Annotated in this window: 25 protein-coding genes; 10 read left to right on the top strand and 15 right to left on the bottom strand. The window is 60.3% G+C overall.

Annotation, left to right across the window (positions count from 1 at the left end; all coding sequences use genetic code 11):
- The first annotated feature begins 73 nt into the window (after positions 1-73).
- Positions 74-547: a cyclic nucleotide-binding domain-containing protein gene (locus tag E3Z29_RS09960; RefSeq protein WP_041070525.1), complete on the top strand. Its 474-nt coding sequence runs from the start codon at positions 74-76 to the stop codon at positions 545-547.
- Here the strand turns inward: E3Z29_RS09960 and E3Z29_RS09955 are convergent.
- A complete protein-coding gene (locus E3Z29_RS09955) occupies positions 544-828 on the bottom strand; it encodes a hypothetical protein (RefSeq protein WP_134785679.1) in 285 nt (94 codons plus the stop codon). The two genes, E3Z29_RS09960 and E3Z29_RS09955, sit on opposite strands and share 4 nt — an antisense overlap.
- Before the next feature lie 80 nt (positions 829-908).
- On the opposite strand from E3Z29_RS09955, the gene E3Z29_RS09950 reads away from it, so the two are divergent.
- From E3Z29_RS09950 to E3Z29_RS09935, 4 genes are all read left to right on the top strand, one after another.
- On the top strand, positions 909-1,595 hold the full coding sequence (locus tag E3Z29_RS09950; RefSeq protein WP_003222615.1) for a spermidine synthase: 687 nt from the start codon (positions 909-911) through the stop codon (positions 1,593-1,595).
- A gap of 49 nt (positions 1,596-1,644) precedes the next feature.
- A complete protein-coding gene (locus tag E3Z29_RS09945) occupies positions 1,645-2,016 on the top strand; it encodes a YajD family HNH nuclease (protein ID WP_003222612.1) in 372 nt (123 codons plus the stop codon).
- 192 nt (positions 2,017-2,208) lie between these two features.
- Positions 2,209-2,679, top strand: coding sequence for an RNA methyltransferase (locus tag E3Z29_RS09940; protein ID WP_007911337.1), 471 nt, complete (start codon positions 2,209-2,211; stop codon positions 2,677-2,679).
- A gap of 82 nt (positions 2,680-2,761) precedes the next feature.
- Positions 2,762-3,139: a DUF2892 domain-containing protein gene (locus E3Z29_RS09935; protein WP_098967689.1), complete on the top strand. Its 378-nt coding sequence runs from the start codon at positions 2,762-2,764 to the stop codon at positions 3,137-3,139.
- A 120-nt stretch (positions 3,140-3,259) separates the two neighbouring features.
- On the opposite strand, the gene E3Z29_RS09930 is transcribed toward E3Z29_RS09935, so the two are convergent.
- Together E3Z29_RS09930 and E3Z29_RS09925 are read right to left on the bottom strand one after the other, a co-directional pair.
- Complete coding sequence (locus tag E3Z29_RS09930; RefSeq protein ID WP_134785678.1) at positions 3,260-4,489, bottom strand: hypothetical protein; 1,230 nt, start codon at positions 4,487-4,489, stop codon at positions 3,260-3,262.
- A 36-nt stretch (positions 4,490-4,525) separates the two neighbouring features.
- Positions 4,526-4,975 carry a YcgN family cysteine cluster protein gene (locus tag E3Z29_RS09925; RefSeq protein ID WP_098967686.1) on the bottom strand — a complete coding sequence of 150 codons (450 nt, stop codon included), beginning with the start codon at positions 4,973-4,975 and terminating at the stop codon, positions 4,526-4,528.
- 165 nt (positions 4,976-5,140) lie between these two features.
- On the opposite strand from E3Z29_RS09925, the gene E3Z29_RS09920 reads away from it, so the two are divergent.
- Positions 5,141-5,734: a nitroreductase family protein gene (locus E3Z29_RS09920; protein ID WP_134785677.1), complete on the top strand. Its 594-nt coding sequence runs from the start codon at positions 5,141-5,143 to the stop codon at positions 5,732-5,734.
- 124 nt (positions 5,735-5,858) lie between these two features.
- On the opposite strand, the gene E3Z29_RS09915 is transcribed toward E3Z29_RS09920, so the two are convergent.
- The 3 genes from E3Z29_RS09915 to rnd all read right to left on the bottom strand — a co-directional run bounded on the left by E3Z29_RS09915 (position 5,859) and on the right by rnd (position 8,333).
- Positions 5,859-6,791: a D-2-hydroxyacid dehydrogenase gene (locus E3Z29_RS09915; protein ID WP_003222601.1), complete on the bottom strand. Its 933-nt coding sequence runs from the start codon at positions 6,789-6,791 to the stop codon at positions 5,859-5,861.
- A 118-nt stretch (positions 6,792-6,909) separates the two neighbouring features.
- The gene (locus tag E3Z29_RS09910) at positions 6,910-7,203 is read right to left on the bottom strand and encodes a YcgL domain-containing protein (RefSeq protein WP_097086697.1); all 294 of its coding nucleotides are present in this window, start codon (positions 7,201-7,203) and stop codon (positions 6,910-6,912) included.
- A complete protein-coding gene (gene rnd / locus E3Z29_RS09905) occupies positions 7,200-8,333 on the bottom strand; it encodes a ribonuclease D (protein WP_097086696.1) in 1,134 nt (377 codons plus the stop codon). The genes E3Z29_RS09910 and rnd overlap by 4 nt, the downstream gene beginning before the upstream one ends.
- Positions 8,334-8,587: 254 nt before the next feature.
- Between rnd and E3Z29_RS09900 the strand changes: the two genes are divergently transcribed.
- On the top strand, positions 8,588-9,769 hold the full coding sequence (locus tag E3Z29_RS09900) for a cyanate transporter (RefSeq protein ID WP_134785676.1): 1,182 nt from the start codon (positions 8,588-8,590) through the stop codon (positions 9,767-9,769).
- Between the two features lie 200 nt (positions 9,770-9,969).
- Positions 9,970-10,905, top strand: coding sequence for a LysR family transcriptional regulator (locus tag E3Z29_RS09895; RefSeq protein WP_134785675.1), 936 nt, complete (start codon positions 9,970-9,972; stop codon positions 10,903-10,905).
- 3 nt (positions 10,906-10,908) lie between these two features.
- On the opposite strand, the gene E3Z29_RS09890 is transcribed toward E3Z29_RS09895, so the two are convergent.
- The 7 genes from E3Z29_RS09890 to E3Z29_RS09860 all read right to left on the bottom strand — a co-directional run bounded on the left by E3Z29_RS09890 (position 10,909) and on the right by E3Z29_RS09860 (position 17,879).
- Complete coding sequence (locus E3Z29_RS09890) at positions 10,909-11,274, bottom strand: 5-carboxymethyl-2-hydroxymuconate Delta-isomerase (RefSeq protein ID WP_134785674.1); 366 nt, start codon at positions 11,272-11,274, stop codon at positions 10,909-10,911.
- A 52-nt stretch (positions 11,275-11,326) separates the two neighbouring features.
- On the bottom strand, positions 11,327-12,535 hold the full coding sequence (locus E3Z29_RS09885) for a low temperature requirement protein A (protein WP_134785673.1): 1,209 nt from the start codon (positions 12,533-12,535) through the stop codon (positions 11,327-11,329).
- A 177-nt stretch (positions 12,536-12,712) separates the two neighbouring features.
- Positions 12,713-13,633, bottom strand: coding sequence for a LysR substrate-binding domain-containing protein (locus E3Z29_RS09880; protein WP_027614510.1), 921 nt, complete (start codon positions 13,631-13,633; stop codon positions 12,713-12,715).
- Between the two features lie 81 nt (positions 13,634-13,714).
- Positions 13,715-15,820: a DUF6311 domain-containing protein gene (locus E3Z29_RS09875; RefSeq protein ID WP_134785672.1), complete on the bottom strand. Its 2,106-nt coding sequence runs from the start codon at positions 15,818-15,820 to the stop codon at positions 13,715-13,717.
- The gene (locus E3Z29_RS09870; RefSeq protein WP_134785671.1) at positions 15,817-16,203 is read right to left on the bottom strand and encodes a GtrA family protein; all 387 of its coding nucleotides are present in this window, start codon (positions 16,201-16,203) and stop codon (positions 15,817-15,819) included. Before E3Z29_RS09870 ends, E3Z29_RS09875 begins: the two co-directional genes overlap by 4 nt.
- The gene (locus E3Z29_RS09865; protein WP_134785670.1) at positions 16,200-16,910 is read right to left on the bottom strand and encodes a bifunctional 2-polyprenyl-6-hydroxyphenol methylase/3-demethylubiquinol 3-O-methyltransferase UbiG; all 711 of its coding nucleotides are present in this window, start codon (positions 16,908-16,910) and stop codon (positions 16,200-16,202) included. The genes E3Z29_RS09870 and E3Z29_RS09865 overlap by 4 nt, the downstream gene beginning before the upstream one ends.
- Positions 16,911-16,913: 3 nt before the next feature.
- Positions 16,914-17,879, bottom strand: coding sequence for a glycosyltransferase family 2 protein (locus tag E3Z29_RS09860; protein ID WP_027614506.1), 966 nt, complete (start codon positions 17,877-17,879; stop codon positions 16,914-16,916).
- Positions 17,880-18,155: 276 nt separating this feature from the next.
- On the opposite strand from E3Z29_RS09860, the gene E3Z29_RS09855 reads away from it, so the two are divergent.
- Together E3Z29_RS09855 and E3Z29_RS09850 are read left to right on the top strand one after the other, a co-directional pair.
- The gene (locus E3Z29_RS09855; protein ID WP_007963291.1) at positions 18,156-18,347 is read left to right on the top strand and encodes a DUF1508 domain-containing protein; all 192 of its coding nucleotides are present in this window, start codon (positions 18,156-18,158) and stop codon (positions 18,345-18,347) included.
- A gap of 138 nt (positions 18,348-18,485) precedes the next feature.
- Complete coding sequence (locus E3Z29_RS09850) at positions 18,486-18,692, top strand: hypothetical protein (RefSeq protein WP_027614505.1); 207 nt, start codon at positions 18,486-18,488, stop codon at positions 18,690-18,692.
- A 117-nt stretch (positions 18,693-18,809) separates the two neighbouring features.
- Here the strand turns inward: E3Z29_RS09850 and E3Z29_RS09845 are convergent, their stop codons facing one another.
- Positions 18,810-19,142 carry a type II toxin-antitoxin system HicB family antitoxin gene (locus E3Z29_RS09845; RefSeq protein ID WP_047598089.1) on the bottom strand — a complete coding sequence of 111 codons (333 nt, stop codon included), beginning with the start codon at positions 19,140-19,142 and terminating at the stop codon, positions 18,810-18,812.
- On the bottom strand, positions 19,139-19,393 hold the full coding sequence (locus E3Z29_RS09840) for a type II toxin-antitoxin system HicA family toxin (protein ID WP_081730304.1): 255 nt from the start codon (positions 19,391-19,393) through the stop codon (positions 19,139-19,141). Before E3Z29_RS09840 ends, E3Z29_RS09845 begins: the two co-directional genes overlap by 4 nt.
- Between the last annotated feature and the right edge of the window lie 208 nt (positions 19,394-19,601).

The following is a 19,601-nucleotide window of genomic DNA, read 5'->3' as shown; positions in this document are numbered from 1 at the left end:
CGCGAGCAAGCCCGCTCCCACAGGGGTTCGTGTAGTGCCTGAAAACCGTGAAAACAATAAAGACCGCAATGACATGTCAGAACCCACCCTGCTGAACAACGAAATTCGCGACTGGCTGATGGATTGTGGCCTGTTCGATCAATTGCAACTGGCGGACTTCGCCGCGGCCTCGGGCTACTTCAGCATCAGCACCGTGGCGGAGGGCGAAGCGATTTTCCGTGAGGGCGATGCCGGCAGTTTCATGTGCATCCTCCACACCGGCCAGGTCGCGGTGCAAAAGACTGGCCCCGACGGCCAGGTCATCACCATGGCCACCCTGCGCAGCGGGCGGGCGTTTGGTGAAATGGCCGTGCTGGATGGTGAGCGCCGTTCGGCGACCTGCGTCGCGGCGAGCAACTGTCAGTTGCTCAACCTGGGCAAGGACTCGCTGGAAAAAATGCTCAACGACGCGCCGAAGATCGCCGCGAAAATCATCCGCGCCCTTGCCGTGTCACTCTCCAAACGTTTGCGCATGGCCGACGGCCAACTGGCGGCGCAACAGGTTTAACCGCCGGGGGATTTGACCTTGGTGCCGCTCGGCTCGATGCCCGGCACCGGTTGATCCTTGCTCGGCGGGCTGGGCATTTCGATCGGCACCAGCGGCGGGCTACCACTGCCGGCACCGACCTTCGGTGCGCTGATCGGGGTAATTTGCGGATACGGGGTCGGCGTGGCGGTTCCCGGCGAGCCGGGTTGCGGCGTCGGGCTGACCGGAATGGTCTGCTGCGCCTGCACTGCAGTAATCGAGAGCGCGGCCAGGGCAATGACCGTTAGAATGGTGCGCTTCATCAAGGGCTCCGTTTGGCCTTTAGTCTGCGCTCAGGCTACTCCCAACGGGCCTGCTTGCCTTCCCCCTTGTAGAGATTTCCATGAAACGTTTCGTTCTGCTCGACACCACGCCGATCCCTGACAACGGTGGCGCCCTGTGCCTGTTCGAGTATGGCGAGGATTTCGTCATCAAGATCCAGGGTGGCGACGGCGGGCAATTGATGAACACGCGCATGCACGGTTCGGAAGATGCGCTGGCCGAAATCCCTTGCCGCAAGGTCGCCGGCCGGCCGAATTCACGGGTGCTGATCGGCGGTTTGGGCATGGGTTTCACCCTTGCCTCGGCGCTCAAACATCTGGGCAAGGGTGCCGAGGTGGTGGTCGCCGAACTGGTGCCCGGCGTGGTCGAGTGGAATCGCGGGCCGCTCGGTGAAAAGTCCGGACGACCATTGCTCGACCCGCGCACAGTGATCCGTCAGGACGACGTGGCCAAGGTCCTGCAAAGCGAGCCGAACGGCTTCGACGCGATCATGCTCGACGTCGACAACGGCCCCGAAGGCCTGACCCAAAAGGCCAACAGCTGGCTGTACTCCGCCGCTGGCCTCAACGCCTGCGCCAAGGCCCTGCGGCCCAAAGGTGTGCTGGCGGTGTGGTCGGCCAGCGCTGACCGGCAGTTTTCCGACAAATTGAAGAAGGCCGGGTTCAAGGCCGAAGAAGTCCAGGTCTTCGCCCACGGCAACAAGGGCACCCGCCACACGATCTGGATTGCCGAGAAGCTCAAGGGCTGAGCTAAACTCTGCACATAACCGTCATTAGTCTTTTTACAAAGGTGAACCCATGAGTTCGTCCACCCCGACCAACACGTCGAAGCTCGATCGCATCCTTGCCGACAACCAGCGCGACAAGGAAATGGGCTACCGCGACAAGGCCCTGAAGATGTACCCGCACGTCTGCGGCCGCTGCGCCCGTGAGTTTTCCGGCAAGCGTCTGAGCGAATTGACCGTGCACCACCGCGACCACAACCACGACAACAACCCGCAGGACGGCTCGAACTGGGAGCTGTTGTGCCTGTACTGCCACGACAACGAACACTCGCGCTACACCGACCAGCAATATTTCGGCGACGGCTCGCTGAGCACACCAAAAATCGCCAAGGCCACGCATAACCCGTTTGCTGCCCTCGCCGGGTTGATGAAAAAAGAAGATTAAAGTTCTTCATTGGCCCGACTGGCCCCTTCGCGAGCAAGCTCGCTCCCACACTGGATCGGTGTCATACACAAAACCACTGTGGGAGCGAGCTTGCTCGCGAAGGCGGCCGTTCGGGCACCGATAATCCCAGGTCTGACCACAACCGCCCAATCCCCGTATAATCTCCCTCTTTTTCCCGAAGGCACCCCGCTCGTGGCAGACAAACGTTACAGCTGCATTGGTTTGTACAACCCCAAATCACCGGAGAACGTCGGTTCGGTGATGCGCGCCGCAGGCTGTTACGGCGTGGCGTCGGTGTTCTACACCGGCAAGCGTTATGAACGCGCCGCCGATTTCGTCACCGACACCAAGCGCGTGCACTACGACATCCCGCTGATCGGCATCGACGACCTGAAAAAGATCCTCCCGCTCAACTGCGTCCCGGTCGCCGTGGAACTGGTCGAGGGCGCCCGCCCGTTGCCCGAATACACCCACCCGGATCGTGCGCTGTACATCTTCGGCCCGGAAGACGGCTCGCTGGATAAAGAGATCCGCGACTGGTGCGAAGACGTCGTGTACATCCCGACCACCGGCTGCATGAATCTGGCAGCCACGGTCAACGTCGTGCTCTACGACCGCATGGCCAAGGGCCTGAATACCCGCTCCGGGCCGAAATTCCGCTGAAACGTCGCACATCCGATGGAACGAGCCGGCCGCTGCGGCAGTCAGCTTATCTATCTATTGCACATTGCCTGGGAGACAGATCATGACCGAACTCAAACGCGTCCAACGTATCGATTCCACCCCGTTCCAGAGCCCGACCGAGCAGAACGTACAAGGCTGGGAGCGCATCGGCTCGCTGGCCGGTGGCGTGATCATGGTCGGCAAGGGCCTGCGCCGTGGCGGCGTGTTCGGTCTGATTCAGGTGGCGATTGGCGGCGTGGCGATGGCCCGTGGCATCACCGGGCACAGCTCGGTGAAAAGCCTGCTGGAGAAAAGCCGTGAGGACATGAACAACGTCCGGGCGAAGATCGAACGGGCCGGGGAAGAATTGAGCAAGCTCAAGGCCAATGCCGAGGCGGCGACCAGCACGGCCACGGTGACTGGCAATGATTCGGTGAAATCGCCGAAGGCCGGGGTTTGAGCCTGAATTTTCGGTGAGGCTTCTGGCCTCTTCGCGAGCAAGCCCGCTCCCACATTGAACCGGGTTCCGTCAGTTGGAATGCGATCAAATGTGGGAGCGGGCTTGCTCGCGAAAGCGGTATTACTGAAGCAATGCGCTATCGAGGACTTTGGAAGACTCGCCCAGAACACTCTCGGCCAGTTGCACAAACTCCTTGGTACTCACCGTCCCCAGATGCATCGCCCCGCGCAACACATCATCCAGCGAACGTTTGTTGCGCGTCTTCAAGCGAATCTCGCGATCCAGTTCCTGCAAGACAATCACCGCTTTTGCAAGCTGCGCCGCACTGATCTGTTCGCCGCGCAGGGTCGTGACTTTCTGACTGTCCTTGGTCAACTTCGCCTGCAACGCCTGATAGCGCTCATCGCTCATGCCCCCGGCACGCCGCACCAGTTCGATCGCGTAGTACTCGGCAAAGCCTTCGCTGATCCAGTCGCTGCGCTGTTCGTCATTGATGCGCCCGAACACCTGCGCCAGCTCGCGCACCAGCGCACTGCTGCCGCTCTCGCTGACCAGCGGCAAACGCGTGTTCAGGTAAATGGACTCATGCGCACCGAGGCTGCCGCGCCACATCGGGTCGTTGGCGCCGACAATCAGCAGTTTCTTCGGATGCCGGGGATAGACCGCTTGCACCTGCGGCCAGACGAACGTCAGCAAAGTCAGCACATCCATGCGCCGCATGCCCTGCCCTTGCGGTGAGGCCACGGTGACTTCGGTTTCGCCCAGGCGCGTGCGGCGGCTGCCGAGGTGACCGGCGAGCATCCAGCCGGTCGGGCGGTCGAACAGGCGTGACGGGTTGTCGATGCGGAATTTGTTCTTGCCGATGCGCGGCCAGGCGGTTTCAACGCTTTGCCAGCCATTGGGCAGTTCGAATTGCAGACGCGACACCAGCTCGATGCCATCCTGCTGATCGAGCCTGGCCGGCGGCACCAGATCATCACCACGCAGCAGCGCCCAGCTCGGGGTCATGCGCGTGTCGAAGCTGCCGCTCTTGCGGCCGTGGCTGATACTGACGCGATAAGTCAGGCTGGGCTTGTCGCCGATCGGGCGCCAGAGGCCCCGGGTCTGTTTGCCCGGGGTCAGTTGCCACTGGCCGTCGGCCTTGAAGTCGCTGTAATGGCTGCCGTCACCGAGGTCAAAGTCGAGACTGCGCACCGCTTCGCCTTTGGCCAGGGTCAGGCGCACTTCGGCCTGATCGCTTTGCGGCAACAAGCGTACGTGGTAATCGAGGTCGACTTTTTTCGCCGCCCACACTGGTGCGCTTAGCGCCAGCAGGCCGATCAGCGATGCCCGCAGCAATCCCCCAGCCATACACACTCCTTGTTGAATCCTGGAAACCCTTGGTGCTTAACCAGCGCGGAAAATCAGGTGATCTTCCCAGTCGTCCTCCGGCACGCTGCCTTCGGCGAGCATGCGCCCGGACTGGGAAATCCGTTCGTGGTGCACGGCGTCACGATCGCCGCACACCAGGTGGTGCCACAGCGGCAGATCCTTGCCTTCACTGACCAGACGATAACCGCAAGTCGGCGGTAGCCATTTGAATTCTTCGGCCTGGCCAGGAGTGAGCTGGATACAGTCCGGGACAAACTTGATGCGATTCGGGTAGTCGCTGCACTGGCAGGTTTTCAGGTCCAGCAGTTTGCAGGCGATGCGCGTGTAATAGACGCTGTTGTCTTCTTCATCTTCGAGTTTCTGCAGGCAGCACAGACCGCAGCCGTCGCACAGCGATTCCCATTCCTCGTGATCCAGTTGCTCGAGGGTTTTGCGTTTCCAGAACGGTTCGACTATGGCGGCCATGGTTCAAGCATCAACATCAGGTGGTGAAAAGGCCGCCAGTCTAGTGCCCAAGGCCTTGCGGGCCAAGCGCTGGCGACTGTCGGTAAATCGCGCTTGTCAGCCGAATCGCCGCCCAGTAGGGTTTTGCCACGAATTCATGACTCAAACACAGCAAGGAATCTTTCGATGAGTGCCAACCCTCGCGTCGCCGATTACGCCATTCACCCGCAGTTCACCGAGCGCTGGTCGCCCCGCGCCTTCACCGGCGAAGCGATCCCGGAAGAAACCCTGCTGAGCTTTTTCGAAGCCGCACGCTGGGCGCCGTCGGCCTACAACTCGCAGCCATGGCGCTTTCTGTATGCGCGCCGTGACACGCCGAACTGGGAGCGCTTCCTGGGCCTGCTGAATGAATTCAACCGCAGCTGGGCGCAACACGCTTCGGCGCTGGTGATCGTGATTTCGAAAACCACCTTCACCGCCCCCGGCGCCAGCGAAGAGTCCCCGGCGCTGTGGCACACCTTCGACACCGGCTCGGCCTGGGGCCACCTGGCGCTGCAAGCGAGCATCAGCGGCTGGCACACCCACGGCATGGCCGGTTTCGATCAGGAGCTGGCCCGCAAGGAGCTGAATATTCCTGAAGGTTATGCGCTGCATGCGGCGGTGGCTGTCGGCAAGCTGGGTGACAAGGCAACTCTGGCCGAGTACCTGCAGGCCCGTGAAGTGCCGAGCCCGCGTCGCCCGCTGAGCGAGTTGGCCGCAGAAGGCAACTTCACCCTCTAAGCCACCATGCAAAAACCACTGTAGGAGTGAGCCTGCTCGCGATGGCGTAGTGTCAGACAACATCAATGTCGACTGACACTACGCCATCGCGAGCAGGCTCACTCCTACAGGTATCGCGGTGGATTTAATATCCGCGGTTGAAATCCACTTCCCCGCGCAACGCTTCTCCCGCTTGATACGCCTTCAGGTTCTCGACAAACAACTGCACCATCAACGCCGGTGACGTTGGTGCCGAGCTGTGCCCGGTCAGCAGCAGGCCCCAGGCGGTCCAGAACGGATGGCGTTGCGGCAACGGCTCCTGACGGCAGACGTCGATCACCGCGCCCGCCAGATGCCCTTCCTTCAGGGCTTCCACCAGATCCGCATCAACCACTGCCACGCCGCGCCCGACGTTGATGAACAACCCGGTCGGCTTGAATTGCTTGAACAGCGCCGCGTCGTAAATGTCGTGGGTGTGCTCGGTATTCGGCAGCAGATTGACCACGTAATCGACCGCGCCCACCAGCCGTGGCAGATCCGCCATCGAGCCGACTTCGACGAACGGCGCCTGCTCGCGCGCGCTGCTGGCGATGCCGTACAACTCGACGCCGAACGGCAACAGGAACTGCGCCACGCTCTGGCCGATATCGCCGGTGCCGACGATCAGCACCTTGCGCCCGACCAGACTCTGGCCGGTGCGATTGTCCCACTTGCGCTCGACCTGGCTGACCAGGCGCGCCAGCACTTCACGCTCGTGACCGAGCATGTAGGTCAGCACGTATTCGGCCATCACCTGACCGAAGATCCCCACCGCGCGGGTCAGACGATAATCGCGGCGCAAGCCGTCAGCGAGCAGCGGCGTGATGCCGGCCCAGGTCGATTGCAGCCATTGCGGCTGATGGCCCTGACGCAGCAGGGTCGCCAGCAGATCCGGCTGCCCCAGCCACACCGGGCAATCGGCCGCCTGCCGGGCCAGTTCGGCGGAGTCGCCACTGGTCAGTACTTCAAGCTCGGGGGCCGCCTGACGCAGCAGCCGGGCGTACACCGCGTGGTCGTGTTCAGCAATCAGAACGCGCATCTTCAAACCTTTCGCAAACCGTGCAGGCAACCGCCGAAGGAGTCGCGCTCCTTCGTGGCGGTCGTCGCCGTAAAATCAGTTCCAGGGTGGCAAGAGGCCCAGAACAGGGCCTCGCAGATCAGACCGGGTCGTTGCGTCGCAGCAATTCTTCGGGCAGGTGTTCGATGTACTCGTCCTCGGCCGGTGGCATCTGCAGGTGATAGCCCTGCTTGTCGAGGTTTTCCAGGACCACGACGATGTCCTCGCTGGCCAGCTTGCGCTCAGGCGACAGCACCAGATCGAAGGCATGTTTCGGCTTGCCGAACGCCAGCATCAGGGGTTCCGGCACACGCTCCAGAGCATCGCTCTTGAGCACATAAAGGTACATCCCGCTTCGCTTGGAGCTTTGATAAATGGAGCAAATACGTTTCAAGGCTGTTCTCCGGCGGTGGCCAGGCTGTCGAGCAGCTTCTGGCCCATGAGTTCGCGGCGCCAGCCACGCAGCGACTCAGGCAATTGATAAGGACCCTCGGGGAAGCCACTTTTAACCAGCGCTTCGAGGGTTTTCTTGCGCAGCATCAGTTCCGGGGCGATGCCCAGGCGTTCGGCTTCGACCTGGCCGAGGGCGCGCAGTTGCTTGATCAGCGCAGCCGCTTCGACCGGCAATGGTTCCGGCACCGCCGGCGGCCATTGATCAGGCCCCACACTGCCAGAGCGCTTGATCAGATCAAGCAGAAATTGGCCGTCCTGACGCACGGTACGCGGGTGCATGTCTTCGATCTTGCCCAGCGCGGCGAGGTTGTCCGGCTGCGTGCGGGCCAGCGGCCACAGCGAGTGCTCACGGACGATGCGGTTGCGCGGCAGATCACGGGCGCGGGCTTCTTTTTCACGCCAGGCGCACAACTCACGCAGCACCGCCAGTTGCGCACGGGACAGTTTCCACGCCAGTTTGGCTTCGCGGTAGACCTCGTACGGGTCGGTCTCGCGGCGCAGGTTGGCGACCAGTTCGGCGCCGTCCTCCAGCACCCAGGCGAATTTGTCGTCGGACAGTTTCGGCCGCAGCTGTACGAAAACTTCCGCCAGATGCACTGCGTCTTCAGCGGCGTAGCTGATTTGTGTGTCGGAAAGTGGACGCTGCAACCAGTCGGAACGGGTTTCGCCCTTCGGCAACTCAATGCCCAGCACTTCCTGCACCAGCCGCGAATAGCCCATCGAGAACCCGAGGTTCAGGTAGGCCGCCGCCAGTTGCGTGTCGAACAACGGCGCCGGCAGGCTGCCGGTCAGACGCAGCAGCACTTCGAGGTCTTCGCTGCAGGCGTGCAGGACTTTGAGCACCGCCGGGTTTTCCAGCAACGCCGCCAGCGGTTGCCAGGCGTCGATGCTCAGCGGATCGATCAGGTAGGCGCGTTTGCCGTCGCCGACCTGCAGTAAACCGGCAATCGGGTAGAAGGTGTCGACCCGCATGAATTCGGTGTCGAGGGCAACGAACGGCAGTTGCTGCCACTCGGCGCAAAACTGCGCGAGGCTTTCGTTGTCGCGAATCCAGTGAATATCGATGGCCACACGGCTCTCCCTTGAAGAATGGCGCGCAGTATATATCGCCGCCGGCGTTTTACGCGCCTGCGCTGGGCCAGAGCTGTAACGAAATGTCCTGCCAGAAAGAAAGAATAGTCTTACAGCGTGATCAGCAAGAGGAATCCGAACCTCCCCATGTAGGAGAGCCATATTTAATTTTTAAATAATGCTCGGGAAATCTGATTTGCCGATAAGTGCTGCGCGCCGCCTAATCGACAGCCTCCGCAATCCAGAGTCTGCCGATGGAACACGTCCGCGCCCCCGCTCGCCCCGTTGCCTGGCTGATGTTCGGGATCATTCTCGTCGCACTCAATCTGCGCCCATCCATGGCCGCCGTCGGGCCGTTGCTGTCGGCAATTCGTGGCGATATCCCGCTGAGTTTCAGCGTGGCATCGCTGCTGACCATGCTGCCGGTGATGGCGATGGGGCTGGCGATGTTTTTCGGTATCGGCATCAGCCGGCGGCTGGGCGAGCAACGCACGGTGATCCTGTCATTGTTGATCATCGGCCTGGCGACGCTGTCGCGGCTGGTGCTCGATTCGGCACCGCAGTTGATTGGCAGCGCGGTGCTGGCCGGGATGGGTATCGCCCTGATTCAGGCGCTGATGCCGGTGCTGATCAAGTCACGCTTCCCCGACCATGTGGCGCTGTGCATGGGCCTGTATGTCACCTCGATCATGGGCGGCGCCGCGCTGGCCGCCTCATTTTCGCCGCTGGTGCTGGGGCAGACCGGCAGCTGGCGCATCGGGCTGGCAATCTGGGCGGCACTGGCCTTGCTCGCGTTGTTGGTCTGGTGGACACAGTCGATCCCGTCATCCATCCAGAACACGCCTGTAGGAAAAGAGTCCTTCACGCGTAGCTCCCGCGCTTGGCTGCTGGCCTTCTTCTTCGGCCTCGGCACGGCGTCCTACACCTGCGTACTCGCCTGGCTGGCGCCGTACTACGTGGAACAAGGCTGGAGCGAACAGCACGCCGGCCTGCTGTTGGGTTTTCTGACGGCCATGGAGGTGATTTCCGGGTTGCTGACGCCGGCCATCGCCAACCGCAGCCGTGATCGTCGCCTGATTCTGGCTACGTTGCTGTTGCTGATCATTGCCGGTTTCTGCGGATTGATCCTCAGCCCGCAACACCTCAGCCTGCTGTGGCCGTGCCTGTTGGGGCTGGGGATTGGCGGCTTGTTTCCGATGAGCCTTATTGTCTCCCTCGATCACCTCGACAACCCGCAGCGCGCCGGCAGCCTGACCGCGTTCGTGCAAGGCATCGGCTACTTGATCGCCGGGCTTTCGCCGCTGCTGGCCGGAATCATCCGCGACCGTCTCGGCAGCTTCGAATGGGCCTGGTGGTCGCTGACCGCAGTGATGATGGTGATGCTGCTGATAGTGCTGCGCTTCGACCCTCGGCTGTACGCCCGACACATCCGTTGAAGCCGAATGCCGCCGCTGGGCTAGAGGCCTGTTGCCATCTTTTTGCGGTTTATTTGCCGACGTCGTGTTGCTAAAAGTTTCTGTCCCACTGGCGACATTGAAACGTCCTACAGGGCTTTGTCCTGGCACCATCGTTCCGCTACGATCATGCGCACACGTTTGCGCGGATTCAGCGCAAGGAGCACAGCGGGACGGAACGGATGCTGAACAGTAACTTGCTTCGAAAGCTCGACATGCAGGACCTCATGGTGTTTATCGCCGTGTATGAGCAAAGCAGCGTCACGGATGTCTCGGAGATGCTGTGCGTCAGCCAGTCCACTGTCAGCTACTGCCTGAAAAAATTGCGCACCAGTTTCGAAGACGAGTTGTTCATCAATACCCGCACGGGCATGCGCCCCACCTACAAGGCCGGCACCATGTACGGCCATGTGCAGAAGATCCTCGAAAGCATCAACCTGTGCCACGCCGGCGCCCCGGCCTTCGATCCGACCCGGCAAGCGGTGACCTTCAATATCTGCGCCCCGGAATATTTCGAGCAACTGGTGTTGCCACGGCTGTTGAAGCGTTTCGACTTCGACGATTTGCCGGTGGTGGTCAACATGCACAAGTTCGAGACCGATGTGCCCGCCGACGAACTGCGCGACGGCAGCCTTGATCTGGTGATCTGTTTCGGCCCCAACTTCCACCGCAGCCACACCGACCTGAAATCGCGGATGCTGCTGGAGGACGATCTGGTCTGTGTCTTCGACAAACGCGCCACGCCGCTGGAACCGCGCCTGAGCCTGCAGGCCTTCACCGAGCGGCGCCATGTGTTCCCGACACCGTGGACTTCCACCACCAACATGGTCGATGGCTGGCTGGCGCGTCAGGCGCAGAAACGGCAGATCGTCGCGCGTTCCAACAGCTACAGCGCGGCATTGAAGATGATCACCGGCACCGATTTCATCCTCACCCTGCCCCGGCGCATCCAGCGTCTGCTGACCAACGACGCGGTGTTCAATCACTGCGAGGCGCCGAACGGCCTGCCGGGGTTCACCCTCGACATGCAATGGAGCCAGAACGCCGATCAGGACAGCGCCAACGTCTGGCTGCGCGAGCAGGTGATCAAGGTGTGCAGTGAGCTGGAAGCGGCCTGAGTCCTACATGCCGATGGCGGTCTTGGTGTAGGAATCGCGGTCGATATCGAGCAACTCCACACACAACTGCACTTCGACCCCGGCCGGCCATTCGCACAGATCCTGCAACACCGCCAGCAGGCTGTCCGAGAGCTGCTTCTTGATCTGCGGCGAACGACCGCTGAGCAGCGCCAGCTTCACATGGACGAAAGCGCGCTCGCCGATGCCGGTACCGACCTTGAAGGTCTCGACCTTCACCGCCCGGCTTTTGATATCAAACTCCGCAGCGAACTGACCGGAACCCACCATGGCGTTGTTGAGCCGGATCAACGCCACATCAGCGTTCAACTGCGGCAGGTTGGCGGTGTATTCCATGTGCAGGTGTGGCATGGGGTGCTCCAGTCAGTCGGCAGAAAGGTCGTACATATACCACAGCGCTGCCCTACTCTCCTGCGGCTTTTTCCGAGGTTATCGAGGCCGACGCCTGACGCAATGCCAGGCTTTCCCACAGCGCCACCAGCACCACGATCGCCGTGGTCAGCGCCCCGAGCACCAGCGCCGAAAACCAGTGATTCAACGCCAATGGCAGCGCCAGCATGAGCAACACCAGCCCCGCCAGATGCGACAACGGCGGCAGCGGTCGGTCGGACATGACCCACTTGAACAGCGCATTGCCCAACAGAAACAGCCATGGCCCGCCCACGATCACCAGGATCCCGGCGTCACTGGCGTGATCCGGATGCACCAGCACCAGTTCGTCGGCCACCGCACTGACAATCACCCCGGCAACAATCAGCACGTGCAGGTAGGTGTAGGCGATGCGCGCCTGGCGCCCGGGATCGCTCGAATGCGCGATGCGGTGATGCGCGCGCTCGGCGCCGCTGTCGAAGTACACCCACCACATGCCGATGCTGCCCAGCACCGCCACCAGAAACGCCATGACTCCGGTGGCGCTCAGCGTCAGTTCAGCGAACGTCGCACCGGTCACCAGCAACGATTCGCCCAGGGCGATGATCACGAACAGCGCGCAGCGCTCGGCCATGTGATTGCCTTCGACGTTCCAGTCGCTCAACGACGAACGCCCCAGCCCCGGCACCCAGAAATACAGCGAAGGCGAGATCAGCTCGATCAGCAGCGCCAGCGCCCAACACAGCAGACGTTGTTGCCCGTCAAGAAAGGCTCCGACGATCCAGAACACGCCGGAGCACATCAACCACGCCAGAATTCGCTGGAAGTTGCGGGTCATGCTCAGCGATTCGCCACGCACCGCCCAGATCGCAAACAGCGTGCGCCCGACCTGCATGAACACGAACGCCGAGGCAAACATCAGCCCGCGCTCGGTGAAAGCCTTGGGGATCGAGGACGACAGCAACAGACCGGCGATCATCAGTCCGAACAGGCCGAGACGGATCGGCAATTTTTCCGGGTCGAGCCAGTTAGTGATCCACGAAGTGAAAATCCACACCCACCACACCGCGACCATCAACAGCGCCACCTGCACCGCGCCCAGAATCGACAACTGCGCGAGCAACGAATGCGAGAGCTGAGTCACGGCAAACACGAACACCAGATCGAAAAACAACTCGACCATGCCGACCTTGCCACTGTCGAGACTGCCGCGCCCACGCAGCAACGAACGGGAAATGCTCATCGGACAAGTCTCCAGCCGGGATCATTGCCATTGAGCAAAGCAGCCCGACCAGACGAACGCAAACCCTTGTAGGAGTGAGCCTGCTCGCGATGGAGTCGTGTCAGACAACATCAATGTCGGCTGACACACCCTCATCGCGAGCAGGCTCACTCCTACAGGGGAGATTTGTGGTGGGATTCAGGGCGCGGTCAGTGGCCGCTCACTCATGAACGCCTCAAGCCGCGACCGCAGCCAGCGCTCGGCCGGGTCGCTATCGACGTGGCTGAGCCAGACCATCGACAGATCCAGCATCGGCGTCTTGAACGGAAACGGTTCCTTGAACAACAGCCCGGAGGCAGCCATGGCTTCGGCGGTGTAGTCCGGCAGGCTGGCGATCAGGTCGGTGCCGGCCAGCAATGCCGGCAGCGCACTGTATTGCGGCACCGACAACACCACATGCCGGGTGCGGCCGATTTCCGCCAGCCACTCATCGGCATAGCCGCTGATGTTGGCGGTGTGCGACACCAGTACGTGTGGGCGCGAACAGTATTCATCGAGGGTCAGCGGCGAATCCGAGGCGTCGGCGCGCAGAATGCTTGGCTGGATATGCCGCAGCAGTTTGCGCTTGGCATTGGCCGGCAGGCCCCGGGTCTGACTGATGCCGACGGTGATGTCGCCGGCGGCCAGCAGGTCGGGGATGCGCCAGTAGTCGACGTGTTGCACCACGAACACTACGCTGGGTGCTTCCTGACGCAGCGCCCGCAGCAACGGTGGCAGCAGGCCGAATTCGACGTCATCGGACAGGCCGATCCGGAACGTCATGTTGCTCACGGCCGGGTCGAAATCGTGAGTCAGGCTCAGCGCCACCGACAGCGAGTCAAGGGCCGGCGACAGGTACTTGAACAGCTCTTCGGCCCGGGCAGTCGGCTCCATGCGATGGCCGACGCGAATGAACAGCGGATCGTTGAACATCGCGCGCAAGCGATTGAGCGCCGAACTGATGGTCGGCTGGCCGAGAAACAGCTTCTCCGCCGCCCGGGTCACGTTGCGTTCGAGCATCAAGGTCTCGAACACCACCATCAGATTGATGTCGGCCTTGCGTAATTCATTTCGATTCATCCATTGCCCCTACTCCCCGGTCTGCGGGCAGTTTAGAAAGGCCCATGGACAGCGTCTATGGGCGAAAGGAACAACACCGGCTCAATTCACCGTCAACGCCTGTATCCCGATCGCCAGCTTGCGCATGTCCTTGCCCATGCCCAATTCCCCCGGGCTGATAGCGTTGGCGTATTTGAAACGAATATTCAGCACACCTTGTTGCTCGACACGCTGCTGCACTTCGACCGGCAACTCGACATTCAGGCGATTCGCTTCAGGCTTGACCAGCCGGGTGGACAGCACGCGTACATCGTTGACGAAAATTTCCACTGCTTGCTCGGTGTGTGAAGGGGCCAGCAGCGCAGTGGTTTCCAGCAAGAACGAGTGCACCCGAGCAGTCGGCCGCAGGGCAATTTGCGACTCATTCCCCTCGGACCAGGTGCCCCACGGTTCATTGTTCGCCCACCCTTTACCGAGGAAAAACGTCGCCAGACTGCTGGGATTGAACACGACTCTCTCGCCCGACTTGAGTGGCGGGATCAGCGTCAATGGGTCCGGGGCCGATATCGGCAGGCAGTCGGCGCAACGCTTCCAGCCCGGCGCCAACACGTTCAACCCGTCAATTCTGGCGAGCACATCGGTGTCGCGATTCAAGGTCAGAGCTGCTTCCAGCACAGTACGGTTACTGAGCACGTACAGGGTATCGGCTGCATAGTTTCCAGAACTGACCATTCGATCCGACACCGCTTGAGCGGCTTCAGTGGCAACCGTACTGACGCGCCCAAGGTAGACCGCGTTGGTCGGCAAGTGATGGCGACCTGAGTAGTCGGCCAGGGTCATCCACTGTTCCGGATAATTCTCCGGTCGCAGCCAGCGCACTGCCTGATAACGCTTCGCCGCCTGCTCCCAGAACGGGTCGACCAATGGCGTCTTCCATGTGGGCGACGGCGTGGCCATGAAGAAACCGCGCGACACCGCCCAGCCGGCGCGCGTGTCTGCCACCTGAACCACCAGCGCCACACTCAGCAGCATCAACGCCACGCGCGAGGAGTGCCCGCGAATCACCACATAAAGGATCGCAAAAATGGCCATGTACATGAGCGGCCAGATCATTCGCCCCGAGCCACGAAAAATCGTGGCCACGGCAACCACCGCATCCGGCAGCGGAATCCTGAATTCGAATGGCCCTACGCCGATATTGTTGGAAACGGCGAATATCGCCAGCCCTGCCAGCGCGAGCAAAACCAACGGGTAACGGCGAGCCTTGGCTCCCAGGTCAGTCGTCCCTTGCAGCACCGGCACCAAGGCAAAGATCCCCAGGCAGATCACGCCCAGGCCCAGAAATGCGAACCCGTCGCCGTCGCCCAGTACACCCGGCATGTCCTGCAAGGTATAGGACCAGACACCCGCATCGAAAAAGGTCAGCACATTCGCCCGGAACAGGCCATACCCCATCAACGCCAGACCGCTGTCGCCTATGCTGAAATAACCCGCCTGCCAGCAGCAGACACTGACCAGCAGAAACAGACCGATCAACTCGATCAAGGCCTTACCCGGCGTCTGGCGCCGCTGAAGGGTTTTGGCGGCAAGGTCGGCAAGCCAGATCAACGCAACCATCGCCAGCAAATAAGCGTGCACCAGCGCAGCCGCCGCCAGCAGCGCGCCCCAGGCGAGGCGGCGTTTCGGCGTAAAGGGGCGCAATGCCAGATATAACCCTGCCAGCAACAGAAAATGCCCAGCGAGGGACAGATGTACGCTCATGCGGACGATCATCGCCGGAATGAACAAAAACATTCCTGCACCAAGCAAACGCAACGCCACGTCGCGACTGAACAGGCCAATCAGCTTCCAGGCAAACCAGCTCTGCAGAATGAAACACGTCAGTAGCCACAGGCCGAAATACTGGAAGGGTTCAGGCAACAGGGCTGAGAACGGTTTGAAGATAAAGGCGAACAACGGATTGGAATCCGAGAAAATTATCCCGTTACCCAACTCCAGCCCATAGCTCGGGTTAAGCCCCAGTGGAAACGTCCAGGGCGAATGACGAAAAAAAACCCAACCCTGATAGTGCGTGGCGGGGTCGCCGTCGCCCAGCCATGCAATGTTCATCGGGTTCAAGGCACGTGGGCCGACCACAATGAAAAACGCCAGAATTCCCAAGAGCACGGGCAGCAGCGCAGTCGCCCGATGTGTTGCGGAGAGCTTCATCGATACGTCCAGAAGTTGTGCAAGACAAACGTGAATGCCGGAATCGTCAGCGCCACCGCGACAATGCCCAACAGATAATTCAACCCGGCCACCTGCGCGGCCCACGCGACAAACATCGCCAACAGAAAACCGCACGCCGATACCAATAGAAATCGCAGCAACGTTCTGCCGTGCAACCGAGCCGAGAAACTCCAAGTGGTATTGATCAAGTAGGACACCACCGTTGCCACGGCAAACGCCACTCCGTTGGCCAGCGGCGGTTGCGGCGCAACGAAATTGATGAACAGCACAGCCACCAGCGCATGCAGCGCGGTGACGAACAGACCGGTCATGGCAAAGCGCAGACCGCGCTGGATCAGCGTTTTCCTTTCAACTGAAGTCACGGTTTTTGCGCCAGCACGAACACGCTCAGCCCGGCCAGACGGTTGTGGCTCATCAGCGGCAGTTCGAGGCTGCACAACGTCTTGAGCACGCCGTTGACCAAGGGATGATGGCGTTTGAGCTGAGACTGCGGCGCTGCGGCCTGCGGCCCTTTGGGCAGCAAACGCAACGCCGCCGCGATCGGAAACACCGCGCCGAAATAGTAGGCACCGCGCTGCACGCTCAAACCGGCATCACGGGCCAGGGTTTCAAACTGCGGCAGGGTGTAGCGGCGCTTGTGTTCGAGGAAGTCGTCGTGACCGCTCCACAGGAACTGAAACGCCGGCACGGTCATCAGGAAACGGCTGCCGGACGGCACCTTGTCAACGTAAGCCTTGAGTAGACCGAGGTCATCGTCGACATGCTCCAGCACATCCATGAGCAGCACCAGATCAGCGTCGATGGCGTCGATATCGCGGCGGTAATGCACCGGTTTGCCGACGGTGGTCGTATCGGAATCGGCGGGGTAACTGATGTCGACGCACCACGCTTCGCGCGCATCGGTTTGAGTCAGCAGGTGATGGGAGAAGAAACCCGAGCCGGCGCCCACGTCGAGAATCCGCGTAATCGGTACATCACCGAGCAGACGACGAGTCGCCGCCGCTTTGGAGCAGTAATACCAATGCTCACCGATGCTGTCGCCGAGGATATCGGTTTCCTTGAGATCCATGTTTCAGTCCTTGGGGTCGTAGACGCGACGCACCAGAAAAACCGGCCGGCGTTTGGATTCGATATAAGTGCGGCCGAGGTACTCGCCGAGTACGCCGATGCCAATCAATTGCAGGCCACCGAGGAACGTCACGGCCACCATCAGCGAGGCATAACCGGGCATGTCGACGCCGTGGATCAGCGTGCGCAACACGATAAAAATGGCAAAGGCGAAGGACACCAGCGACACCGCGGCGCCGATGTAAGTCCAGATCCGTAACGGTTCGGTACTGAAACTGGTGATGCCTTCCAGGGCAAAATTCCACAGCCGCCAGCCGTTGAATTTGCTCTGCCCCGCCACGCGCTCGGGCCGCTCGTAATCAACGTGGGTAGTCCGAAAACCGACCCAGGCGAACAGGCCCTTCATGAAGCGCCGGGACTCGGGCAAAGTCAGCAAGGCATCGACTACACAACGGTCCATCAGGCGGAAATCGCCGACGTTTTCCGGCAGCGGTTGCTCGGCGATCTTGTTGTGCAGGCGGTAAAACCAATGCGCCGACGTCTGCTTGGCCCAGGTGTCGCTGCGGCGGCTAACGCGATGACCGAGCACCACTTCATAGCCCTCGCGCCATCGCTCGATCATTTGCAGAATGACTTCGGGTGGGTCCTGCAGATCGGCATCGATAGGCACCACAATCTGCCCATTGGCGATTTGCAATCCCGCAGACAACGCCGCCTCTTTGCCGAAGTTACGGCTCAGATCGACGATGCGCAGCCGCGAGTCGTGCCGCTGACGATCCAGCAGCCGCTCAAGTGTGGCATCAGTGCTGCCGTCATTGATGAACACCAGCTCCAAAGCAATTGAGGCTTGGTGCTGGAAGACTTCATCGATGCGCAGAATGAACGCGTCGAGACTGTCCTCCTCGTTAAAAACCGGGACAACCAGCGATAACGTGACCCGTGTGGCCTGTGCCGTTCCATGCTCAGTCAATGGAGTGCTCTTTTTATAGTGTTTGTCGGTCGTCGAAGCATTTTCAACGCCATGAGCCGTCCCGTATTAAGCAGTAGCGTCGATAGCCTTGCAAGGTGCAAAGGGCGACATTCTGGCCAATCCAGACGCCGATGCGTGCGCTCTAGCCCGCACTCTTCAGAAACATCTGCCAACGATTGGAAACAAATACCCGATAGCGAAAAAAACTCGCTCCGCTAGGCTTGCGACGATGCGCCACACAGGTTGTCGCAAACACCATCGCAAGGAGCGAACCGAATGTATTTCGAGATCTACAGGCAATCCCGAGGCACCCCGAGCACCGGCAAAGGCCAATGGCGCTGGAGACTGCGGGCGGGGAACCACGAGACGATTGCCAGTGGCGAGTCGTATGTGAACAAGGCCGATTGTTTACACGTGATCGAGTTGATCAAGGGTGTGCAGGGGGAGACGCCGGTGAAGGAAATCTGATGGCGCCGCGTCCTACAGCCTCTTCCTTTTTCGTCTGAAGCACTGGCAAAGCACTTTTGCGCCCCTACGCTGTTCAGCGTACGGGGCCATCCAGCCCTGTTTTGCCAAATGACGTTCAAACTCAAAAGGAGCCGCACCATGGCTAGAGACAAAGCGAAAGACGACAAGCACTTCAACTGCACCCAAACACACGAAGCCGACTACGTCGCCAGCCTCTATCCGCACGCCAAGGACGAAGTGAAAACCTTCCTGGCCTCGGCTTGCAAGGACAACACCCTGCGCAACTCGACGCACAAGGAAGTGTATGACCTGATCAAACAGAAGCTCGGGCATCCGCAGCCGTGAGTGGCTGAGGCGGGTGTTTGGTAAAACTCGCAGATACAAAAAAGCCCCGTAGCTTCTCAGCTACGGGGCTATTTGCTCTGTTCGGGAACGACGTACAACCTCCAGACCAGAATCAAGCTAGGCATGGGCCTCTCGGTCAAGAACATCCGCAACCCACTGATTAATGCTTTTTTGAGCCAATTGCGCTTTTACGGCAACAGTCGCATGAAGAGCTGGCGCCAAACGCAGACTGAGATTGCCCGAATAAGGCTTTTGAGGAGCACGGCCCAGTTTTGCGCAAGTCTCCAGATAGTCAGTAACAGCCTCTTCGAACGCTGACCGAAGCTCTTTTACAGATTCGCCATGAAAACCTACAACGTCCTTGATCCCAGCGATATGACCAACAAAAAGACCGTCTTCATCACTGTATTCAATTCGGGCCGCATACCCGTTGTAATTCATCACGTTCATGGAGTGACTCCTGCTTGTTCAAGAAAAGCCCGAGCATCACGAACCTGATAGGGCTTTGCTTCTTTATCCGGGTGAGGTCGGTGGAACGTAGCAACCACACCTCTTAATTCAAACCGAACTCGCGAACCATTGCCTTCCACGGTTCTGGCCCCGACCGCATTGAACAGAGACTCGATGCGCGCCCATTCCAACGTGGCGGGTGTGGGTCGTGAAAATATAGCTGCGAGCGTACCGAGTTGTTTGTTGTTCATAGTATTACACCATGATACCGCGCAGGAAAAATTGACAATCGCGATTCATATCGCTGATCCATGAAGCGCCCCCTTGAACAAGCGGACAACGCCACCCTCCAAGCTTGAAAACGGCGTCTTTTTATCCGAATCCGGTCAATATTGGGCACATAGGTCAGGATAAGGAGTGATTGGAAATAGAGCTGTAGGTAGACTCCGAGAGTTACGT

The sequence above is a fragment of the Pseudomonas sp. S150 genome, from assembly GCF_004526365.1.
Taxonomy (GTDB): domain Bacteria; phylum Pseudomonadota; class Gammaproteobacteria; order Pseudomonadales; family Pseudomonadaceae; genus Aquipseudomonas; species Aquipseudomonas putida_A.
The sequence above is the reverse complement of the archived record's forward strand: the minus strand, read 5'-3'. Positions and strand labels throughout refer to the sequence as shown.

Coding starts and splice junctions, on each gene's coding strand:
- E3Z29_RS09960 (WP_041070525.1), top strand. CDS start 74: ATGTCAGAACCCACCCTGCTGAACAACGAAATTCGCGACTGGCTGATG.
- E3Z29_RS09955 (WP_134785679.1), bottom strand. CDS start 828: ATGAAGCGCACCATTCTAACGGTCATTGCCCTGGCCGCGCTCTCGATT.
- E3Z29_RS09950 (WP_003222615.1), top strand. CDS start 909: ATGAAACGTTTCGTTCTGCTCGACACCACGCCGATCCCTGACAACGGT.
- E3Z29_RS09945 (WP_003222612.1), top strand. CDS start 1,645: ATGAGTTCGTCCACCCCGACCAACACGTCGAAGCTCGATCGCATCCTT.
- E3Z29_RS09935 (WP_098967689.1), top strand. CDS start 2,762: ATGACCGAACTCAAACGCGTCCAACGTATCGATTCCACCCCGTTCCAG.
- E3Z29_RS09930 (WP_134785678.1), bottom strand. CDS start 4,489: ATGGCTGGGGGATTGCTGCGGGCATCGCTGATCGGCCTGCTGGCGCTA.
- E3Z29_RS09925 (WP_098967686.1), bottom strand. CDS start 4,975: ATGGCCGCCATAGTCGAACCGTTCTGGAAACGCAAAACCCTCGAGCAA.
- E3Z29_RS09920 (WP_134785677.1), top strand. CDS start 5,141: ATGAGTGCCAACCCTCGCGTCGCCGATTACGCCATTCACCCGCAGTTC.
- E3Z29_RS09915 (WP_003222601.1), bottom strand. CDS start 6,791: ATGCGCGTTCTGATTGCTGAACACGACCACGCGGTGTACGCCCGGCTG.
- E3Z29_RS09900 (WP_134785676.1), top strand. CDS start 8,588: ATGGAACACGTCCGCGCCCCCGCTCGCCCCGTTGCCTGGCTGATGTTC.
- E3Z29_RS09895 (WP_134785675.1), top strand. CDS start 9,970: ATGCTGAACAGTAACTTGCTTCGAAAGCTCGACATGCAGGACCTCATG.
- E3Z29_RS09890 (WP_134785674.1), bottom strand. CDS start 11,274: ATGCCACACCTGCACATGGAATACACCGCCAACCTGCCGCAGTTGAAC.
- E3Z29_RS09885 (WP_134785673.1), bottom strand. CDS start 12,535: ATGAGCATTTCCCGTTCGTTGCTGCGTGGGCGCGGCAGTCTCGACAGT.
- E3Z29_RS09880 (WP_027614510.1), bottom strand. CDS start 13,633: ATGAATCGAAATGAATTACGCAAGGCCGACATCAATCTGATGGTGGTG.
- E3Z29_RS09875 (WP_134785672.1), bottom strand. CDS start 15,820: ATGAAGCTCTCCGCAACACATCGGGCGACTGCGCTGCTGCCCGTGCTC.
- E3Z29_RS09865 (WP_134785670.1), bottom strand. CDS start 16,910: ATGGATCTCAAGGAAACCGATATCCTCGGCGACAGCATCGGTGAGCAT.
- E3Z29_RS09855 (WP_007963291.1), top strand. CDS start 18,156: ATGTATTTCGAGATCTACAGGCAATCCCGAGGCACCCCGAGCACCGGC.
- E3Z29_RS09850 (WP_027614505.1), top strand. CDS start 18,486: ATGGCTAGAGACAAAGCGAAAGACGACAAGCACTTCAACTGCACCCAA.
- E3Z29_RS09845 (WP_047598089.1), bottom strand. CDS start 19,142: ATGAACGTGATGAATTACAACGGGTATGCGGCCCGAATTGAATACAGT.
- E3Z29_RS09840 (WP_081730304.1), bottom strand. CDS start 19,393: ATGAACAACAAACAACTCGGTACGCTCGCAGCTATATTTTCACGACCC.